Origin of the sequence: Bradyrhizobium sp. CSA207 (genome assembly GCF_029051685.1) — a bacterium.
Classification (GTDB): Bacteria; Pseudomonadota; Alphaproteobacteria; order Rhizobiales; family Xanthobacteraceae; genus Bradyrhizobium.
Genome location: NZ_JAACFT010000033.1, coordinates 18,685 through 36,075, shown reverse-complemented (window position 1 = coordinate 36,075; position 17,391 = coordinate 18,685). Strand labels below are relative to the sequence as shown.

Below are 17,391 nucleotides of genomic sequence, written 5' to 3'. Positions count from 1 at the left end.
TATGAATTAGTGCGCTGTCACTGAAACTGTCTGGATTATCGACTACCGCCCTCGCCCCACTCCGCCTATACAAAGCGCCAGTTAACCGCTCTCCAGCGGCAGGAGACTTTCATGGTCAGTGAAAAAGGCCCGAACATAAAGAAGAAACAGAAATGCAAAAATTGTGAAGGCAAAGGTTTGCTCAAGAAGGGCGACAAGGTGGTGAAGTGCCAGCGCTGCAAAGGCACGGGGGTGCGGTGATGTCGAGTTGATGACCCCAATACCAAGGTAAAGGCCGCTAACTGCGCAAACTTTCCTTCCCGCTCATAACGGTCTGGCTGCAGGTTCGAGTCCTGCCGGGCCTACCAGCCTTCGCTCGCTTCGCGAGCTGCGGCTCGGCAAGCCGGTGCCGCAAAAAGGCAAGGGATTATGGGCGCCGGCCGCTTTTGCGAGTTCGAACGCTCAGAGTTAAGTGCACTGTCACGTAATTCCCAGAGTTTCGCATCGGTCCATCAAACCCTAGCTCGCCATTCGCTGCTTCAGGCTCTGGTAGAATGCCGTTTCGAAATTCATGTAGCCGATAAACGACGTTGGGTCCCCGAAAGGAAGAATCTGGGTGGCCCAGAACCCACCGACCCCGTTCTGCTGATCGATCCAGTAGAACAGATTGGCAAGGCCGGCCCAGCCCAGAGCACCGGCGGGACGCCCCGTGGGGGCTTGCTCATCATTGATCATGAAGCTCAGCGCCCAGGATTTTGACTGGCCCGGGAAGAACTCCGCGTCGTTGCACAGCGACGGAATGACACCGGTAATCGGCGTCACCTTCTTGTCGCCCAGATGGTTCTTTTCGGCCATGCGCACGGTCTCGGCCTTCAGCACGCGGCCGTGCTCGCCCGCGCCGTCGTTCAACCACATCCGGATAAAGCGCATGTAGTCGCCGACCGTGCCGTAAAGGCCATGGCCGCCCATGTGCACTTCGGGCTTGGCCGGCAGTTCGAAATCCATCGGCGTGAGCGAGCCGTCGGCACCTCTCGCATGGATCCCGGCCAGCCGCCCGCGCATCGCATCGGTCAACTCGAACGTCATGTCCTTGATGCCGAGCGGTTCAAAGATGCGCGTCTTGAAGACGTCACCAAGCCGTCGGCCGGTGATGGCCTCGACGATCTGGCCGCACCAATCGAGATTGGTGCCATAATCCCACCGCTCGCCCGGATCGAACAGCAGCGGAGTCATCAGGCAGGCCTTGGTCGCCGTGATCACGCTCGGCTGACCCTTTTCCTCTGCCAGCCGATTATAAGTGTGATTGATGAAATCATAGCTCAGGCCTGCGGTGTGCGTCATCAGCATGCGCGTGGTGATGTCGCGCTTCGGAGCGCGCAGGATCGGCTCGCCCTTGCCATCGAACCCCTCGATCACCTGGAGCTTGCCGATATCGGGCGCGTATCGCTTGGCCGGCGCCTCGAGATCGAGCTTGCCTTCCTCGACAAGCTGCAGGACGGCCGTGGCGGTGATCGCCTTGGTCGTGGAGAAGATCGCGAAGATGCTGTCGGTCGTCATGTCGGCCGCCTGGTCGAGACGGCGCTTGCCGGCTGCGCCTTCGTAGATGTTACGATGGCGGTTCGTCACCATCGCGACGATGCCGGGTACGCGCGGCATCGATGTAACGACATCGTCGAGAACGGTGTCTGCCACCGCACCAAAATTCATGATCATGATTGTGCTCCAGCCTGAATTGGATTGAGTTGGTCGACACGGCGCTTCGCGCCGCTCAATGCATGGCGAAACCCTGATAGCCGTTCGCGGCGACCTCGTCGCATTTCTGGCGATAGGCGCCGACGCCACCGCAGTAGGAAAGAACGCGCCGCGGCTTGCCTTCGACGTTCGAGCCCAGGTACCAGGAATTAGTCTTCGCGATCAGCGTCGCGTTGGCGATCTCATCGTGATGCGCCACCCATCCGTCTTCCGCATCCTTCGTCGGCTCGACGACCTTCAGATCCTTGCCGCGCATATGTCTGATGCAATCATCGATCCATTCGACCTGCTGTTGCAGGCACGTGGTCATGTTGCAGAGCGCCGCTGAAGGCGCGAGCGGCACGGCGGTCGTGAAGAGATTCGGATAGCCGTGAACCTGAAGGCCCATTGTGGTGCGGATGTCCCGGCTCCAATCCTCCTTCAGCGACCGTCCGCCGCGACCTCTGATATCGATGCGCGTCAGGGCCCCGGTTCCGGCGTCGAAGCCGGTGGCCAGAATGATGACGTCCAGCTCGTGGATGGTGCCGTCGGCGGTCTGGATACCCGTGGGCGTCACCCGTTCGATCGGATTTTGCTTGACGCTGACGATCTCGACATTCGGGCGGTGGAAGGCCTCGAGAAATTTCTGCTCTAGCGGCACCCGGTGCGTCCCGAAGCCGTAATCGGCCGGGATCAAGGCGTCGCACAGCTTTGGATCCTTGAGCCGCTCGCGCATCTTCTCGCGCACGAATTCGGAGATCTCGGCGTTGACCTCCGCGTCGAAGAACAGCTCGCCGAACGAGGATATCCACAGCTTCAGGGAGCCGTCATTCCAGCAATCCTCGATCACCTCGCGGCGGCGCTCTGGCGACAGTTCGGCCCAGGCGCGCTCGAAGTCATACTCGAATCCGGTGAAGGTGTGCGGGAGGCGCTCCGTGAACGACTTGAATTTCGATTTGTAGGCCTCGACATCCGCCGCGCCGTATTTGGGATTCTTCATCGGGATAATGTATTGCGGCGTACGAATGAAGACCTTGAGGTGACCGACCTCGCCGGCGATCGTCTGGATGACCTGGATTCCGGTCGCACCGTTACCAATGACGCCGACGCGTTTGCCGGCGAGATCGACCGGCTGCTTCGGCCAGCGCGCAGTATGGAACAACTGTCCCTTGAACGTCTCCTGTCCCGGAAAGGACACGTGCGGGGCCGAGAGCATGCCGCAACAGGTGATCAGAAACTGGGTGTCGATCAGGTCCCCCTTGTCGGTCGTGACCAGCCAGCGCTGGGTCGCTTCGTTGAAATGAGCGCTCTTGACCGTCGTACCGAACTGGATGTCCTTGCGCAGATCGAGACGGTCGGCGACGTAGTTCAGCCAGCGTTCGATCTCGGGTTGGCCCGGGAATTTCTCGCTCCAGCTCCATCCCTTGTAGAGCTCTTCGGAGAACAGGTACTGGTAGATATAGGCTTCGGAGTCGAAGCGCGCGCCAGGATAGCGATTCCAGTACCAGGTGCCGCCGACGCCCGACCCCGCATCGATCACCCTGACGTTCAATCCCTGTTCGCGCAGGCGATAGAGCTGATAGAGTCCGGCGACGCCGGCGCCAACGACCACGGCATCGAATTTCGCCGTCACATGCGCGCCGTTGCTTCCGTTGGACTTGGTCACGGGTTCTGCCATTTTCCCCTCCTAGGGTGTAAGAGCGCGTGGTCTTCCCCATCCGTGCTGTGACCGGATGATGGTGCATCGCGTCATTGTTGATCCCGACGGCTCGACCGGATGGGCTTGTTCTGCTTGCGGCGCTTGTGCCGTTCGTTCCGCGCGGCCTGGACTGCGGCAAGCTACGAGGTTGTCTGCGCCTGAGGCTTGAACAAAACCGACAATCCTTTGAACGAGGCCGCCGGTGCCGCGGACCCAAGGGGCGGATCTGGACGCAGTTTGCTTGGCAAAAGGCAAAAGCAGCTTATGCTGCCTCGCAGCTGTTCGGCATGAGAAGAAGAAGCGGTCAACCGCGCCGCAGAGGAGGGAGGCTCGCGCGATGGGCCAGTTCATTACGGTCGAGGAGCTGCCACGCTACGCGCCTGGCAAATTGATGTTGGACAGTTCTGCGGTGGGAAAGGCCGACTTTCGGCTGCGGGTGTTCCGCTATGCGCCATCCGACATCTGGGTCCCGCCGTCCGAGAACTTTCTGATCGTCATCTACCGCGAAGGCGTCACGGCGATGAACCGCCGCGTCACCGGCGCGTGGAAGCAAGATCACGTCGGCCGAGGTGTCACGACGCTGCTCACGCGCGCGGAAGCTTCGAACTGGCGATGGAGCCACGATCTCGAAGTCAGTCATTTCTACATTTCACCGACCCTGATGACAAAGACCGCGGGCGAGGCCTTCGATCGCGACGCGGAAGCGGTCGAACTGCACGACCTGCTAAAGATCGAAGATCCCGTCCTGACCTGGATCGGCGACCAGATGGTGCAAGAGGTTACTGCGGGAGGACCGGGCGGCCGCCTCTGCTACGATGCGCTGGCGCTTCAGGCCAGCGTGCACATCCTGCGAAGATATGCCTCGGTGCAATTCAAGATGCCCTGCTCGCAGGGACGCTTCAGGCCTGCCCATGCGCGGCTGATCGAAGACTATATCGAACAGAGCATCTCCAGGAACATCACGCTCGAGGAATTGGCCAACATCTGCAACTGCACGCCGGTGCAGTTCGCCCGCAAATTCCATGTGCACTATGGAATGCGGCCCCATGCCTATGTGCTGAGCCGCAAGGTGGAACGCGCCTGCCAGCATCTGCGCAAGGACCGCCTGGCGCTGAAGGAGATCGCGCTGCTCAGCGGGTTTTCGGATCAGAGCCACCTCAACCGGGTCTTTCGCCGACACATGAACCTCACGCCTGCCGAATATCGCAAGCAATCGACATGAGGCAGACCTGAGCCGGTCCTTGTTATAGCGGCGGTCCTCAGCGTGCTCTATTCAGTCATCGCTGGAGGTCTCATTTGTACCTCTGTCTTCCTGGTCGCAGAATCTGCAAGCTCGGTATTCCGCAACCAATTGATCATGCTGGGCATCGTGTTCATGTTCCTGAGCACTCCACTCATGCTCCTTGGCCAAGCCATTTACATACGCAAGACGCGCGGCTGATCGACCCCTGCCGACTAGGCGTACCGGGCCGGAACAACCTGCATTTGTGAGATTCGGAAGGCGCCGCGAAGGGCCGGATCGCGCCACGGATGTCTCTCGCCAATGTGACCAAGATCGCATTCGCGAATGTTCGAACGTCGTATCCTGTGCCCGTCAACAACCCAGGATTCCGATCATGTCCCTCTCTTTCGTATCCATCCTGTCGTCAGCCGTTCTCGTGAGCAATGTGGCCCTTGCTGCCGACGCGGGGCACGATCAGCAAGCATTCGACATATCCAGAACCGGGCACGGTTCGGCGATAATGGTCGCGGACGCCTCCAGCGTGAGGAACGGCCAGCCTGGCGCTGAAAAATCGATCATCATCGTCTCCGGGAAACAATCCAGGGGAGGCTGGACTGCATCTCGCGGATCCAACATCACACCCAATCCGCACCCGCTGCCGCCAAGGCAGAGCGTGGAGACGTCGATCAATTCAAAGGCTTCTCACGTCATGCTCAATCCGCAGCCGCTTCCGCCGAAACTAAGGTAGATTTCCTTCGGAAGGCCGCAGAATGGCGCGCTCGAGCCGCGCTGGCGGAACTCACGGTTGCCGGAAACCGCGCAGTGCCCGTAGGTTGGTAGAGCGCCACTTGTCGCACGCGCGGCCCTTCCCCAAATAATGACGCTAGTAGCGCCGCCTGGCCGCCTGAGAGCGGCAGGGTCCGGTTTCCCTGCAGAGGAGGCTTCCGGCCAGGTTTTCCGTCGCGGAGACCAGCTGTGCCGTTCCCGACGCCCGCAAACGAAACTGATCGGTTGGCTGCCCTGCGCGCGCTAAACATCATCGATAGCGCGCCTGAAACTGTTTACGACGAAATTGCCGAGCTTGCGGCGCAAATCTGTGGCTGCCCGGTCGCCTATATCAGCTTCATCGATGATGACCGGCGCTGGCTCAAGGCGAGATATGGACTTCCAGCCGCGATGGCCGACGCGCCGCGCGGCAATGCTGTCTGCACGACGACGATTTGCGGTACCGACCTATTCGTCGTTCCCGATCTGAAGCGGGACCCGCGGTTTGAGAACAGCCCGATGGTCGCGCTGGAGCCGCCGTGCCGCTTCTATTGCGGCATGCCGCTCATTACGGACGATGGCTATGCGCTCGGAACGCTCTGCGTGATGGATTTCGAACCGCGCCAGCTTTCCTTCGAGCAGACTGAATCGCTGCGAAGGCTGTCGCATCAGGTGCTGGCGCAATTGGAGCTCCGCAGGAAGCTGATCGCGTACGAGCAGACCATCAGTGAACTGGATCTCAAGGCTGCTGCCGAGAAAGCGCGTACCGAAGAGCTGCTCCGCAATGTCTTGCCCGCGCCGATCGCGGACGAACTGAAGCGGAGCGGCAGGGTTCGGCCCAAATACACCCGGTCAGCAACTATCCTGTTTGCAGATATCCAGGGGTTTACGCTGCTGGCCGAACGGACCGAGCCGGTGAGGCTCATCAATCTCCTCGATGAGTATTTTACGGCCTTTGACGAAATCGGCGCGCGCCATGGCCTGGAGAAGGTCAAGACCATCGGTGACGCCTATATGGCGGTTGCCGGCGTGCTTTCGCCCGACCGGCGGCACTCGATCGATGCCTGTCTGGCCGCGCTGGAGATGCAGACCAAAGTCGATCAGTTCAAGGCACGATACGAGAGGGAATACGCCTTGCAATTGCGCATCGGCATCCATACCGGACCGGTGATTTCCGGTGTCGTGGGCAACCACAGGCTGACTTTCGATATTTGGGGCGATGCGGTCAACACTGCATGGTTCATGGAGGCGCTTGGAATAGCGGGGCGGATCAACGTCTCGGAATCCGTGGCCGGACACGTCCAGGGACTGTTCGAGCTTGAGCCGCGCGGTCCCATCGAGGCCAAGCACGAGCGCGTGCACGAAATGTTCTTTCTCAACGGGTTGAAAGCGGAATATTCGCGCAGTGAGGACGGCAATTTGCCAAACGACAGATTTCTCGCGGAGTACAATCGTCTTGGTGGTTCGCGGTCGGCTGCGACCACGTGAGAACTCGCGCACCGAAATGCGTGAGCAAATGGGGCGCGTGCGCGGTTGGTGCATTCGCTCAATTTGCTTCGGGCCGGAAGCGGAAGTCTCAAACACAGAAGCTCGGACAATCAGCCTCCTTCGCCGCGAAAAAGGACCTTGCGTTAGATCAAGATCGGGGGGAGAAAAACTACTACCGTTAAAAGACAAGCAAAATCCCGTGCGAAGGGGGAATAGCCTTTGGGAGGCACGCAAAACAGCGTCGGCGACAGCATTGTCGTCGCGCAAGCGAAGGCCGTGGGTCCGCGCGAAGCAGCCGAGGACATTGCCCGGCAGCTTGCGTTTCTGGATCTTGCGATGATCATCGTGTTCGTTTCCCCCTTTTATGATCCTGCAATATTCATCGAAGAACTGACGTGCCGAGTTCCCGGCACGCCGATTTTCGGCTGCACCACCGCGGGTGAACTTGCACCCGGTGGCTGGGACGAGGACAGCGTCGTCGCGATGGGCTTTTGCGCAGAGGACTTCACCATCGCGGCCCGGCCCTTTGCCGATTTGTCGACCTTTCGAGTTGATCATGGGCGGTCGATCTGCAGCGAGCTGCATCAGGACTTCACCCGCTGCACCGAACAGCGGGACTGCGGCGAGGAAGCGTTCGGGTTCGTGTTCATCGACGGCATGTGCCAGCGCGAAGAGGCGCTCATGTCAGCGATCTATACCTCGCTGGAAGACATTCCGGTGGTGGGCGGATCGGCCGGCGACGGATTGCGATTTGACAAATCATGGATCTTCTACGACGGACGCGCCCATTCCGACGCGGCCATCCTGATACTGATCAAGACGCGCCTGCCGTTCCGGCTTTTCAAATGCGACCATTTCGAACCGACATCCGCCAAGATGGTGGTCACGGAAGCGGATATCGAGCGCCGGATCGTCAGGGAAATCAACGCCGAGCCGGCGGCGATAGAATATTCCCGCGCCGTCGGGATTGGCGATACCAAGCTTGATGCGCTGTCCTTTGCCGCGCACCCGGTTCTGGTGCGGGTTGGCGGCTCCTACTATGCCCGCTCGATCCAGCGCATGGATGGCGACGGCGCGCTTCGATTCTTTTGCGCCATCGACGAAGGAATGGTCCTCACCGTCGCGCAGGTCCGAGATCCAATCGACGCGACCCACGACCTTTTCAAGGAGCTGACCGACGATCTGGGCGACGTCTCCATCTTCATTGGCTTCGAATGTGTCCTGCGCCGGCTCGCCGTCGAACAACACCAGTTGTCGCGGGAAATGTCCGAGCTGTATCGCCGACACAACCTCGTCGGGTTCCAGACGTATGGTGAGCAATACCGGTCCATGCACGTCAATCAGACGCTGACGGGCGTTGCGATCGGAAGGCGAAGGATCGCACCGTGAGCGCCGAGGAGCCGAACCGGACGGCATCGCTCGAACGCGAGATAGCCAAGCTCCAAAAAATCAACGCGGCTCTGATGTCGCGCGTGGAACGTTCCACGGATCAGCAACTCAACGCATTTTCGCTGTTCGAAACGGCAATCTCCCTCGACCAGCAGGTTCGCAGCAGAACGCAGCAGCTCAAACAGGCCCTGCTATCGCTGGAAAAGACCAACGGCTTTCTCTCGCAGGCCAAGCAGCAGGCGGAAGCAGCCAGCTCGCTGAAATCGTCGGTCCTCATCTCCGTGACCCATGATCTCCTGCAACCGCTGAATGCCGCGCGGCTGACGCTGTCCGCGCTTGACGAAATGATCGCTTCACCGAAGGGGCTCCTGCTCACCGAGCAGATCGACCGTTCGCTTGCGACACTGGAAGATCTGCTCCGGACGCTTCTGGATATTTCCAAACTCGACGCCGGTGTTCTCAAGCCGGAAATTTGTCCGGTTTCGATCTCGACGCTGTTCGAACCGCTGCAGCAGGAGTTCGCCCCCGTCGCGGCAAAGCGTCAGCTTGTTCTGAGGATCGAACCCTGCGCCGAGACCGTGCTGTCAGATCCGATGATGTTGAGGCGAATTCTGCAGAATCTTCTGGCCAACGCCTTGCGATACACGCAGCGCGGACGCGTGCTCGTGGGGTGCAGACTCAAGGGCGCCGATCTCAGCATAGAGGTGCACGACACGGGTCCTGGCATTCCCGAGGCCCAGCGCGAAGCCATCTTCACGGAATTTCAGCGCGGGGAAACCAGTATCGGCGCCGATGCGGGCATCGGCCTCGGCCTGTCGATCGTTCGGCGATTCGCGACCGCACTCAATCATGAGATCCATCTGAAGTCGCGCCCGGGGCGAGGCTCGATGTTCGGCGTCACGGTGCCTCGTACCTCCGCACCCGAGGAAGCCGCTTCGAGCCGGGAACCTGTCGTTTCCGAGTCCGCCTTCGGGGGCATGGAGGATGCGAGGATCCTCCTGATCGAAAACGATTTGTCCAACGCCGAGGGGCTGGCCAGCCTGCTGGAAAAGTGGGGGTGCGACGTAGCCATTGCGACGTCGGCCGCTGACGCACTCGACAGCATCAGGGCGCTTGACGAAATTCCCTACGTCATCATCGCGGACCTTCACCTCGACGCCGGCGAAACCGGCATCGAAGCGGTCGAGGAGATACGCAACGCGATCAAGACCAACGTTCCGGCGATCATCGTGACGGCCGACTATTCCGCCAAGGCTGCCTCGGACGCCGCATCCTTCGGGCATGAGCTGCTGAAAAAGCCCGTCAAGCCAGCCGAGATGCGGTCCCTGCTCTCCTTTCTGTTGACGTGAACGGCCTGCAGGCAGATGCGAGCCTACTGAGCGGCCGCACCGGTCAAGATTGCGTCGCAGTTCCGGAGTCGCGAGTGGTCGTCGGCGCGCTACGTTCTGATCGCGCCAGATCCAGTCTGGAGAGTTCGATGATTGCATTGGTGCGGCTTCGAACGCCCAGCTTTCGCAACACGTCGGTGACGTGAACTTTGACCGTTGTGACGGAGATACCCAGCTCGTAAGCGATCTGCTTGTTCTGGAAACCTCGACAAATCATGTCGAGAACACGAAGCTGCTGGGAGGTGAGAAACGACAGCTGGCGCAGCAGGGGCTGGATCTCGGCGCCGGCACGCTTGGCTGCCGCGCGCCCATGGAGGCGCTTCGGAACATAGACCTCCCCCTCCAAAATTGAGCGGATCGAATGAGCCAGCTCGGTCTTCGGGGTCGATTTCGGGACATAGCCGGAAATGCCGAGCGCAAGCGCGTATCCCACGATCCGGGCGCTGTCGTGCGCCGAAACAATGACCAGCGCACTTTTCGGAGCTGCGGCACGAACGCGGAACGCACCCAGCAGGCTGGTCGTGCCGGGCATCGACAAATCGAGCAAAATGATATCGATGGAGCGCTTGGAGGCAAGGATCTCAAGTGCGCCGTCGATCGACATTGCCCGAAACACCTCGGCGGTCGGAAAGGCGGCGGCTATGACGCCGAGCAGGGCGTCGCAAAACAGCGGGTGATCCTCGACGACAAGCAACCTCACTGCATTTGCCTCGCCTGGCGTCGGCATGCTGGCGGCCGATCGCGTCGTTCAGCCGGCCCTCAGGACGGCGGAATTCGTTCGTGACGATCGGCACATTATCGCAAGGACGGAACGAAGCCTATAGCGGAGCGATCAGCCCGCCGGCGGAGCCTGCCGCTCCGCCAAGCCCGCCAAAAGCCCCCAACGAATTCCAGCTACCTCGGTCAAGAGGGCCTTTCCCGCTCGCCCCTCGCGCTTTGACAGGGAGCCGGCGACGGCCAGGCAATCTTTCCGATTTCAATAATCGCCTTGTTACGGCTGAAGAGCCCGAGCTTGCGTAGAATCTCGGTCACGTGCGCCTTCACAGTAGACTCCGCCAGCTTGAGCTCCGTGGCAATCTCGCGGTTCTGGAGGCCGTTCCTGAGCAGATGCAGCACGCGGACCTGCTGCGGCGTCAGCTTCCTGATTTTCTCGCGCAGGGCCGCTTCGGTTTGCACGGTCGTGCCCGCTGCCGCGTACGCTTTCGGTGCGGACACTGAGCCGCTCAAAATCCGGGCGATTGCATTCGACAGTTCGCCGACGGAGGTCGATTTGGAGAGATAGCCGACCGCCCCCATCGCGAGCGCTTCGCGGATCGTCGGTTTATCTTCAACACTGGATACAATGAGGATCGGCAGCTTCGGATGGCTGCCGCGCAATCTGAGAAAGCCGGAAGATCCCACGGCATCCGGCAGCAGAAGATCAAGAAGCGCAAGATCGATGTTGCGCTCCGTCGCCAGGATACTCAGCGCCTGGCGGATCGAGGCCGCCTCGAAAATTCGGGCGTCCGGATGCGAAATCCGGATTGCATTGCCGAGCGCTTCGCCGAACAACGGATGATCATCGATGATGAGGAAGCCCATCATGAGAGCCACACCCGAAGCATTGGCTGCATCCAGGCTGTAGCGCCCGCGGCATCCTGCCCGGCAGTCCTAATTCGAACCGTCGGCCGCCTCTTGCAACGTCTGCAGATATACAAAGACATTTCGAAGCTCATCGTCGCCGAACACTTCTCTCCAGGCGGGCATCCCTTTGGACGGCCGTCCGTCATGAACCGTCTTCCAGTACGTCGCTTCCATGTCTTCGCCATATCGCTTCTTCAGCAGGCGCAGGTTGATACGTTTCTCGGCCTGCACGCCGTCAGGCCCGTGGCAGTGCGCGCACGTGCCGTTGAACAGCTCGTGGCCGGCCGATATGTCCCCGGAAGCGGTAACCTTCGCTTCGGCGGGTTTGCTGTCGCCGGTCGATTGGCCAACGGTCACAGGTTCGTTCAGAACCGCATCAGCGACGGGAAGCGGATGGCTGAGCTCACCGAATTTGACCGGCGTGTCGCTCGGCACGCCATATTTCACGAACAACCTGTCGATGTCCTCCTGCAGGGACGGTAGAACCACGTTAACATCATCCCGAAGGCCCGTCGACGCTTTCGCAAAGCCGATCGCGGTGGACCACACGAGCCCCTCGCCAGCCGTGGTTCTGATCTGGTACTTTTCTCCGTAGGCGGTGGTGTTGAGCCAACCGGCCACCGGAGCCCAGATAAAAGCGACGTCGACCTTTCCCTGATCGAGCATCTTCATTCCTTCGTCGGGACTCAATACGGTCACCTTCTCGATCTCGTCGCGCAGCGCGAGCAGGTTTTGCGGCACGGTCTGATACTGTACGGCGACGCGCAATCCCTTCAGATCGTCGATGCCCGCGATGGTCCCGCCCTTCGCGCTCACCAGCGCGTAACCTTCCCGCGCGATCGGCTTCGAGAAGATGACGGCAGGCCCCATGAAATCGTCCACCTGCGGCAAACCAATCATGGCGTCGCACTGTTTGCTCAACAGCGTTTCACGAACGGTTCGCTTGCCGAAGTAGGACTTGTACCAGTTGTAGGTCACCGGCCGCTCCAGTTTCCGGGCGACCAACTGGCCGATCTCAAGATAGAGGCCGGGCCTTGCCGGGTCATCGCTCGAGAACGGCAAGTTCGTCGGATCCGCGCAGAGGCGCAACGGCCGTATTTCATCGGCGCCGGCTCGAAGAGCCGGCGTCGCCATGATTGTGGACAGCAGTAGCGCTCGAGCAACCTTCTCCAACCGGGAGCCGTACCTTGAAACACGAGCTGCGTTTGGAACTGCGCGGATCACTGCTGCCTCCACTCATTTGTCTTATTGCAGAGCAAAGTCTTATTGCAGAGCAAAGACGAACAGGGCGCCGCCTTCGGGCGCAGCTGCCACCATCTTCTTGCCTATCTCACCGAGGAAGGCTGGAAGGGCGGCCGTGCGTCCGACGACAATGGCGACATACTGCTTGCCGCCCACCGAGTAGCTCACAGGACCCGCACCGATTCCGCTTCCAAGGTTCTTGCTCCACAGTACCTTGCCGTTCTTCGCATCGATGGCGCGGAAATCGCCGTGTAGATTGCCGGAGAACACGAGGTTGCCGCCGGTGCTCAGCGTGCCGCCATTGAAAGGCAGGTCTTCCTTGATGCTCCAGACCTTCTTGTTGGCGATCGGATCCCAGGCGACCAATTCGCCGAGGAAACCGCCGGGCCCTTCCTTGGTCGGGAATTCGGCGCCGAGATAGAACACCCCGCGCTTGTAGCTGACATCGCTCACCGACCAATCCATGCAGACATTGTTGGCCGGAATGTAGACGAGGCCTGTCTGCGGATTGAACGACATCGGCTGCCAGTTCTTGCCCCCGATCAGGTTCGGGCAGATGTCCTTGGCAGGATGGCCGGGACCCGGACGCTTCTCGGGATCTTCCTCGGCACGCATGGTGCTGATGTCGAATTTCTTCGCCCAGTTCGCGTAGACGTATTTTTCGGCCGAGATCATTTTGCCGGTTTCCCGGTTGGCGACGAAGAAGAAGCCGTTACGATCAGCCTTCATCAGAACCGGCGTATTGGCGCCGCCGATCTTCAGATCGGTCAGCAGCAGTTCGTTGACGCCGTCGTAGTCCCAGGCATCGGCCGGCGTACCCTGGATGTGCCATTTGATCTTGCCGGTGTTCGGGTCGATGGCGAGGGTCGATGCGGTGTAGAGGTTGGTCAGCTTGCCGAAATTGCCATCCCCAGTGGAACGGACGCCGGTATTCCACGGTCCCGGATTGCTGGTCCCCCAGTACACCGTATCGGTCTTGGCATCATAGGAGCCGACCAGCCACGCAGCGCCGCCACCATGAAGGCCGGTGTCGCCCTTCCACGTTTCGCTGCCGGGCTCGCCCGGTGCCGGAACGGTATTGGTCTGCCAGAGCAGCTTGCCGGTATTCAGATCGAACGCCAGAAGTGCGCCGCGGACGCCATACTCGCCACCGCCGAAGCCGGTGATGATCTTGTCGCGAACAACCAGCGGCGGCGAGGTGATGACCGAACCCTGCTTGTAGTCGACGACCTTCGAAGTCCAAAGCTCCTTGCCGCTGGCGGCATCAAGCGCTGTGAGCTTGCCATCGAGGCGGCCAATGAAGATCTTGCCATCCGCGTAGGCGACACCACGGTTGTTGACGTCGCAGCAAGCGTACTGCAGCACGTCATCCGGTATGTCCGGCTGGTACGTCCACTTCTGCGCCCCGGTGGCGGCGTTGACGGCGTAGACATATTTCGGTCCCCACGACGTCGTGACGTAGAGCGTGTCCCCGATCACGACCGGAGACGATTCGTTGGAACGAAGCGAAGCCAGCGACAATGAGTACGCCAATTGAAGCTTGCCAACGTTCTCCGAGGTGATTTGCTTGAGCGGGCTAAAGCGCGTGTTGCCGTAGTCGTGCCCGGCGATTGCCCAGCCGTTGGGATCCGATACAGCCTTCACAACCGAATCGTTGGCCTGGACGCTGCTTGCCACAACCATCGCAAAGGCGGCGAACGAAACGCCGGCAAAGATACTCCTGCTTCTGAGTCCCATCTGTTTCCTCCGAGAATTCTTGTTACCCGCGTCCGCAAGTTCAGGGCGGGTGACGCGGAGATATCGATGCGGCGTTGTTTCGCCCATCGCAAACTAAAGTGCCAGCAACGTCGTCGCGCACGTATAGGCGGAAGGTAGTAGTTCATGCCAACAGCGACGGCTCTCACGATTCCGCTCTGCCAATCGAACTTTGTGCGCCGCGGCAGGAGTTCTGCTCGACCAAATGCCGTTCGCTCGACAAACAATGAATCGACCTGGAGCTACGTGCTGCTTCGAGATGGATTTGACCGCAGACCGATCGGCTCCGCTGCACGCCAAAGGCGCCGCTCCGGCCTACTACCTTGATCGCAGTTCCGCCGGTGGACGCGCGTGCTTAAATGCGCCCGCCACGCGAAGCATGCAGTGGCGGAAAACACACGCGCTGGTGCCACCAAGCTGAAAAGAGGGAAACATGACCTGGAACGCTCCGAAGATCGTCGAAATCGCCGTCGGGATGGAAATCAACATGTACGCGTGCGCGTCACGCAAAGCATGACTCGCTTTCGCTGCCGCCCTCCAGAACAGACCATCTGGACGGTGGCAGCGGATCGAGAGACCCAGCGCAGAGACCCATCCAACCGCGCGTGAACGGTCTGCTCACCTATGCATTCCAGATCTCCGCGGACGGGCTACCACCGGATGGGTACTTCCAGATTGCGTCGAACCGGCCAACGAAATTGATGAAAGGGATGCTCTCATGACGGGTCGCGTAATTCTTTCTGCCTTGCTGGTGACGTTCTCTGTTGCCGCGTTTGCGGCGGATTCCAGTGGTGATCCGGTTTCCGGAAGGGCCATCTTTCAGCACATCTGCCAAAACTGCCACGCCGCGGAAATCGGAATAAACAAGGTCGGACCGAGCCTTTGGAACGTCGTGGGACGTGAGCCGGGCAGAGTGCCGGACTACACCTATTCGGAGGCGATGAAAGCGAACAAGTCCACATGGACTGCAACCGCACTGGATTCTTATCTCGCAGATCCGCGCGGGGACGTTCACGGCGCGAAAATGTTCTTCAAAGGATTGCCGGAGTCCAGAGATCGCTCCGACGTCATCGCCTATCTGAAAACCTTGAAATAGGCCGGGTGAACGCGCTGTCGAACGGCCGCGGCAGGCAGTCTCTCATCACCATTTGCGGGTTCGAGTCCTGCCGGGTCCACCAAGGATCGATTGCCTGTCAGATCTTGTTTCGTCGGAGCCGGGTGACTCCAAATTCGCCTTGCCCCGGCTGCCGGCATCCCCTCCTGCACGCCTCCCTCAACCCTCCACCCGGTACAGCCGCCATCGCTCCGGCACGCCCTTGAGCTGGTGCACGCCGTGATCCTTGAAGCGGATTTCGGACTTCGAGATTTCAGACTTGGACACCAGCAAATCCTTGACTGCGCTCGAGACCAGGACTTCGCCGGCACGCGCTTTGGCGGCGACGCGCGTGCCGATGTGGAAGGCGAGACCGACCACCTCGCCGCCACTCACCTTGTATTCGCCCGCGTGCAGCCCGACCCTGATCTCGAGCCCCAGCGTACGCACGGCCTTTTGGATCGCGGTGGCGCAACTGATGCCGGCCGCCGGCGCCTTGAACGTCGCGAGCAGGCCGTCCCCTGTGGTCACGACTTCCTTGCCGCGCGAACACTTCAGCTCCTTGCGGACGGCGGCGTAATAGTGACCCATCACCTGCGACCAGCGGGCATCGCCGAGCTTTGCTGCTTTCTCGGTAGAGCGGACGATATCGACGATCAGGATGGTGGCGAGCGCCTGTTTGAGCTCGGCGCTACTGCCGGCGGACCGCCGCCGCATCGCGATGGGTCCCGCCAGCGGTTCATAGCGATGGCTTCGCCGCCGCGCGATCGCGGCTTTTGCATAGTCCATGGCGCGCTGCGCGGTGCCACAACGAATAGTCTTCTCCTGCGGCAGACGCGTCCAGTAGACCTTGCGTCCGTCTCCCGCTCCAAGGACCTCCACGGCGCCCCACTTCAGGAAAACCGCGGAGCCAACCCGCCTGACGCACCACGCCTTCGACGTGTATCCGGACACGTTCGACTGATGGATGCCGATGCGAAGGAATTTTGGCATGAATTTGCGGCCGATCGCAGCAACGTCTTTAGGTGTTGTTTGCGCATGATCTTTTCGGAAAACCGCTGCGCACTTTTCCGGATCATGCTCCGGGGTAAAGCGTAGTCATACAATCCTGCGTTGGCAACAGGACTCCCGACCGGAGATCGGCGGCTCTCGCCTCTGTTCGCATCGCGATCCCTGATATCGCGCGCATCCTGGGCCAGTCATTGCCTCCTGCCCGCAATGAAAAGAGCCCGGCCTCTGGCGAGACCGGGCTGAGTTGACTGGAACGATTGGTAAGGTTCAGTCGAACTTGTACATGAGTGCCGCGCGGACCGTATGGGTGTCGAGCGTGAAGGCCTCGGTGTTGAACGTCGGTGGCCCGAGACGGCCAGTGGTGTTGCCGAAATTGTCATAGAGATATTCGCCGCGAACGATCACGTTCGGCGTCACCTTGAAGTCGATGCCGCCGCCGACTGTGAAGCCGACGCGGGTGGCGCTGTTGCTGTAGGCAGGATAGACCGCGCCATTGAACAGGACGGGCGCAATGAAGTTCAGCTTGTCGTGCACGCCCGCAATCGCGGCACCACCGGCGACGAACGGCAGCCAGTTGCCGAACGAATATCCCAGGCGAGCGCGCGCATGCGCCGTCCAGTCGATCCTGTTGTCGATCGACGCGATACTGTTGCCAAGCCCGTTGAACGGCGTTCCGATGGTTTTGGAACCAGACACGTCAGCCCAGTTACCGTCGAATTCCACCCCGAGCACCGTGTTGCGCACCTGGATGTTGGCACCGACGATGCCGCCGGCGGTCCAGCCCGAGGTATTGTAGGAGCCCGGCCGATAAGGAGGGGACTCGTCAGAAGACCACTCGTTTGTGCCCCAGACGCCGCCAGCCGAAACGCCGAGATAGACGCCGGTCCAATCGGTGATCGGCGCGGCCACGGGTGCCTTGGTGTAGTGCGCCGCAAGGTCGGCTGCCGACGCAGCGGAGACCAGCGCCGTGGTCGCGGCCAGTGTCGCAAAAAGCTTCTTCATGATT

The 17,391-nt window shown here is 60.5% G+C and carries 16 protein-coding genes; 8 read left to right on the top strand and 8 right to left on the bottom strand.

Annotated features, from left to right (window positions below):
* Positions 1 to 111: 111 nt before the first annotated feature.
* Positions 112 to 240, top strand: coding sequence for a hypothetical protein (locus GWG65_RS30760; protein ID WP_256374932.1), 129 nt, complete (start codon positions 112 to 114; stop codon positions 238 to 240).
* A gap of 258 nt (positions 241 to 498) precedes the next feature.
* Here the strand turns inward: GWG65_RS30760 and GWG65_RS30755 are convergent, their stop codons facing one another.
* Positions 499 to 1,692: a serine hydrolase domain-containing protein gene (locus tag GWG65_RS30755; RefSeq protein ID WP_275199230.1), complete on the bottom strand. Its 1,194-nt coding sequence runs from the start codon at positions 1,690 to 1,692 to the stop codon at positions 499 to 501.
* Between the two features lie 55 nt (positions 1,693 to 1,747).
* Entirely contained in the window at positions 1,748 to 3,388 is a 1,641-nt protein-coding gene (locus tag GWG65_RS30750) for an NAD(P)/FAD-dependent oxidoreductase (RefSeq protein WP_275199228.1), read from the bottom strand.
* Positions 3,389 to 3,746: 358 nt separating this feature from the next.
* On the opposite strand from GWG65_RS30750, the gene GWG65_RS30745 reads away from it, so the two are divergent.
* From GWG65_RS30745 to GWG65_RS30725, 5 genes are all read left to right on the top strand, one after another.
* On the top strand, positions 3,747 to 4,631 hold the full coding sequence (locus tag GWG65_RS30745; protein WP_275199227.1) for an AraC family transcriptional regulator: 885 nt from the start codon (positions 3,747 to 3,749) through the stop codon (positions 4,629 to 4,631).
* A 394-nt stretch (positions 4,632 to 5,025) separates the two neighbouring features.
* Positions 5,026 to 5,379 carry a hypothetical protein gene (locus GWG65_RS30740; protein ID WP_275199226.1) on the top strand — a complete coding sequence of 118 codons (354 nt, stop codon included), beginning with the start codon at positions 5,026 to 5,028 and terminating at the stop codon, positions 5,377 to 5,379.
* A gap of 263 nt (positions 5,380 to 5,642) precedes the next feature.
* Positions 5,643 to 6,884, top strand: coding sequence for an adenylate/guanylate cyclase domain-containing protein (locus GWG65_RS30735; protein WP_275199225.1), 1,242 nt, complete (start codon positions 5,643 to 5,645; stop codon positions 6,882 to 6,884).
* Positions 6,885 to 7,103: 219 nt separating this feature from the next.
* On the top strand, positions 7,104 to 8,273 hold the full coding sequence (locus GWG65_RS30730) for an FIST N-terminal domain-containing protein (protein WP_275199224.1): 1,170 nt from the start codon (positions 7,104 to 7,106) through the stop codon (positions 8,271 to 8,273).
* Complete coding sequence (locus GWG65_RS30725) at positions 8,270 to 9,622, top strand: hybrid sensor histidine kinase/response regulator (protein WP_275199223.1); 1,353 nt, start codon at positions 8,270 to 8,272, stop codon at positions 9,620 to 9,622. The genes GWG65_RS30730 and GWG65_RS30725 overlap by 4 nt, the downstream gene beginning before the upstream one ends.
* Positions 9,623 to 9,665: 43 nt before the next feature.
* Here GWG65_RS30725 and GWG65_RS30720 read toward each other — a convergent pair whose 3' ends face one another.
* From GWG65_RS30720 to GWG65_RS30705, 4 genes are all read right to left on the bottom strand, one after another.
* Positions 9,666 to 10,388, bottom strand: a complete 723-nt coding sequence (locus GWG65_RS30720; protein WP_275199222.1) for a response regulator transcription factor — start codon at positions 10,386 to 10,388, stop codon at positions 9,666 to 9,668.
* Positions 10,389 to 10,564: 176 nt separating this feature from the next.
* Entirely contained in the window at positions 10,565 to 11,245 is a 681-nt protein-coding gene (locus GWG65_RS30715; RefSeq protein WP_275199221.1) for a response regulator transcription factor, read from the bottom strand.
* Positions 11,246 to 11,311: 66 nt separating this feature from the next.
* Entirely contained in the window at positions 11,312 to 12,508 is a 1,197-nt protein-coding gene (locus GWG65_RS30710) for a transporter substrate-binding domain-containing protein (RefSeq protein WP_275199220.1), read from the bottom strand.
* A gap of 39 nt (positions 12,509 to 12,547) precedes the next feature.
* Positions 12,548 to 14,209 carry a PQQ-dependent dehydrogenase, methanol/ethanol family gene (locus GWG65_RS30705; protein ID WP_342760682.1) on the bottom strand — a complete coding sequence of 554 codons (1,662 nt, stop codon included), beginning with the start codon at positions 14,207 to 14,209 and terminating at the stop codon, positions 12,548 to 12,550.
* Between the two features lie 505 nt (positions 14,210 to 14,714).
* Here GWG65_RS30705 and pqqA point away from each other — a divergent pair.
* Positions 14,715 to 14,798 carry a pyrroloquinoline quinone precursor peptide PqqA gene (gene pqqA, locus GWG65_RS30700; RefSeq protein ID WP_275199286.1) on the top strand — a complete coding sequence of 28 codons (84 nt, stop codon included), beginning with the start codon at positions 14,715 to 14,717 and terminating at the stop codon, positions 14,796 to 14,798.
* A gap of 201 nt (positions 14,799 to 14,999) precedes the next feature.
* Positions 15,000 to 15,377 (top strand): c-type cytochrome, encoded by a 378-nt coding sequence (locus tag GWG65_RS30695; protein WP_275199218.1) that lies wholly within the window; start codon positions 15,000 to 15,002, stop codon positions 15,375 to 15,377.
* 177 nt (positions 15,378 to 15,554) lie between these two features.
* Here the strand turns inward: GWG65_RS30695 and GWG65_RS30690 are convergent, their stop codons facing one another.
* Positions 15,555 to 16,367, bottom strand: a complete 813-nt coding sequence (locus tag GWG65_RS30690; protein WP_275199217.1) for an adenylate/guanylate cyclase domain-containing protein — start codon at positions 16,365 to 16,367, stop codon at positions 15,555 to 15,557.
* A gap of 285 nt (positions 16,368 to 16,652) precedes the next feature.
* Complete coding sequence (locus tag GWG65_RS30685; protein ID WP_275199216.1) at positions 16,653 to 17,387, bottom strand: outer membrane protein; 735 nt, start codon at positions 17,385 to 17,387, stop codon at positions 16,653 to 16,655.
* Between the last annotated feature and the right edge of the window lie 4 nt (positions 17,388 to 17,391).

What these genes read in the sequence shown, in the direction of transcription:
- GWG65_RS30740 (WP_275199226.1), top strand. Translation starts at nt 5,026, where the DNA reads ATGTCCCTCTCTTTCGTATCCATCCTGTCGTCAGCCGTTCTCGTGAGC.
- GWG65_RS30745 (WP_275199227.1), top strand. Translation starts at nt 3,747, where the DNA reads ATGGGCCAGTTCATTACGGTCGAGGAGCTGCCACGCTACGCGCCTGGC.
- GWG65_RS30760 (WP_256374932.1), top strand. Translation starts at nt 112, where the DNA reads ATGGTCAGTGAAAAAGGCCCGAACATAAAGAAGAAACAGAAATGCAAA.
- pqqA (WP_275199286.1), top strand. Translation starts at nt 14,715, where the DNA reads ATGACCTGGAACGCTCCGAAGATCGTCGAAATCGCCGTCGGGATGGAA.
- GWG65_RS30755 (WP_275199230.1), bottom strand. Translation starts at nt 1,692, where the DNA reads ATGATCATGAATTTTGGTGCGGTGGCAGACACCGTTCTCGACGATGTC.
- GWG65_RS30690 (WP_275199217.1), bottom strand. Translation starts at nt 16,367, where the DNA reads ATGCCAAAATTCCTTCGCATCGGCATCCATCAGTCGAACGTGTCCGGA.
- GWG65_RS30720 (WP_275199222.1), bottom strand. Translation starts at nt 10,388, where the DNA reads ATGCCGACGCCAGGCGAGGCAAATGCAGTGAGGTTGCTTGTCGTCGAG.
- GWG65_RS30750 (WP_275199228.1), bottom strand. Translation starts at nt 3,388, where the DNA reads ATGGCAGAACCCGTGACCAAGTCCAACGGAAGCAACGGCGCGCATGTG.
- GWG65_RS30705 (WP_342760682.1), bottom strand. Translation starts at nt 14,209, where the DNA reads ATGGTTGTGGCAAGCAGCGTCCAGGCCAACGATTCGGTTGTGAAGGCT.
- GWG65_RS30685 (WP_275199216.1), bottom strand. Translation starts at nt 17,387, where the DNA reads ATGAAGAAGCTTTTTGCGACACTGGCCGCGACCACGGCGCTGGTCTCC.
- GWG65_RS30715 (WP_275199221.1), bottom strand. Translation starts at nt 11,245, where the DNA reads ATGATGGGCTTCCTCATCATCGATGATCATCCGTTGTTCGGCGAAGCG.
- GWG65_RS30695 (WP_275199218.1), top strand. Translation starts at nt 15,000, where the DNA reads ATGACGGGTCGCGTAATTCTTTCTGCCTTGCTGGTGACGTTCTCTGTT.